1 protein-coding gene and 1 pseudogene are annotated in these 1,655 nt (G+C 63.2%); one reads left to right on the forward strand and one right to left on the reverse strand.

The annotated features are described in order from the left end of the window. Window positions 1–348, reverse strand: a pseudogene (locus EN994_RS30305) (LuxR family transcriptional regulator); the annotation flags it as partial. 217 nt (window positions 349–565) lie between these two features. Between EN994_RS30305 and EN994_RS30310 the strand changes: the two are divergent. Then, window positions 566–1,655 (forward strand): alpha/beta hydrolase (locus EN994_RS30310; RefSeq protein ID WP_127308095.1); only part of this gene is annotated, 1,090 nt, incomplete at its 3' end.

Raw genomic sequence — 1,655 nt, forward strand, 5'->3', positions numbered from 1 at the left:
GCCGAAGAATTCGGGATAGTAGGGAGTCCGCTGGAAGTCGCCATTGCGGAGTGCCGACAGCGGCAACAGGAAATCCTGCCTTGTGCTGGCGAACCTCTGGAAGAAGGGATCCTGGCGATACAGTCGTGCATCGTAGTCGCGGTTCCAGCGATCGGGACCGGCATCGTCGATGGTCAGGGATGTGATGTCGCGACGGTAAAAGCCGACATAGGCGCGGTCGGAGCCAAGCAACTCGCTCGCCGCTGCCGTGAAGCGAGCCGACAATTCTTCGGGTGTCACGGCAACGGCCGCAGCGGCGACACCGCCGCTCCAGCGCCCAAACTGATCGAGGGAAAGGTTCGACTGCATTCCAATTCATACTAGGCATGATGCCGAAAAGTGTGAAGCGGTTTTCGGACGGCATCATGCTCCATCTGTTTGATTTAGAGCCGGATTCAGATTTCAGGTCGATCGACCTGAAATCATCCGGCTCTAGCGCAAGCCGTTGCAAGTTCAAATCAGCCATTTCCTTTGACTTCGACCCTCTCGGCCATACCTATGCGGGAGTCGTTGTCGCGGAGCCATCATGCCAGTCAAATTGAAACTGATCTGCCTTATCCTGCCGATGCTCGCCGTCCTGGCGCAGCCCGTCCTGGCTGAAACGGCGGAGCGGCCGGCGCCCTCGGGCGGCGTGCTATCCCTGCTGCCGCCGCCGCAGACCACCAACCATTCGATCACGCTGGCCGGGCGCAAGCTGGATTACCAGGCAAAGGCGGCGACCCTGTCGCTGCTATCGGGCAAGGGCGACGTCACGGCGGAGATCTTCTACGTCGCCTACACACTGGAGCCGCCGGCAAGCGGGGCCAAAGACCAGCAGCGGCCGATCACCTTCGTGTTCAACGGCGGCCCTGGAGCAGCGTCCGCCTATCTGCATATCGGCGCACTCGGTCCACGGATAATCGCGACGGGAGCCGACGGCGAATTCCTGCCGTCACCGCAAAGACTGATCGACAATCCGGACAGCTGGCTCGACATGACCGATCTCGTCTTCGTCGATCCGGTGGGAACAGGCTATAGCCGCGAGGCACCGGGGCAGGACACGCGCGATTTCTGGGGCGTAAACCAGGATGCCAGCTCGATAGGCGCCTTCATCCGGCTCTATCTCGCGCAGAACGGCCGCACCGGGTCGCCACTGTTCCTCGCCGGCGAAAGCTATGGCGGGTTCCGCGCAGCGCTGCTCGCCAGGACGTTGCAGGAAGATATCGGCATCAGTCCGAACGGCATCGTGCTGATCTCGCCGGCGCTGGAGTTCACGCTGGTGCAGCCCGACGAATTCGAGCCGCTGCATTGGGCGCTCGAACTGCCTTCACTGGCTGCGGTGCGCCTGCGCGCCGAAGGCGTCAGCGGCGACGCGTTGCGGGAGAAGCTGGCAGACGTCGAACATTATGCGATGGGCGATTACCTCACGGCAATCACCAGCGGACTGGAGCAAGGCAGGCGGCTGGCCAGCCAACGCGTGGCTGACATCACCGGCCTGCCGCTCGACCTGGTGCAGCGGAACTCCGCCCGCATCCCCACCGGCCTGTTCGCAAGGGAGTTCGCCCGCGCCAGCGGCAAGGTGCTCAGCCCCTATGACGCCACGATCGGCACGGCCGACATCGCGCCCGAGAGCGCCC

Source organism: Mesorhizobium sp. M7A.F.Ca.CA.002.09.1.1 (genome assembly GCF_003998555.1).
Lineage (GTDB): Bacteria > Pseudomonadota > Alphaproteobacteria > Rhizobiales > Rhizobiaceae > Mesorhizobium > Mesorhizobium ciceri.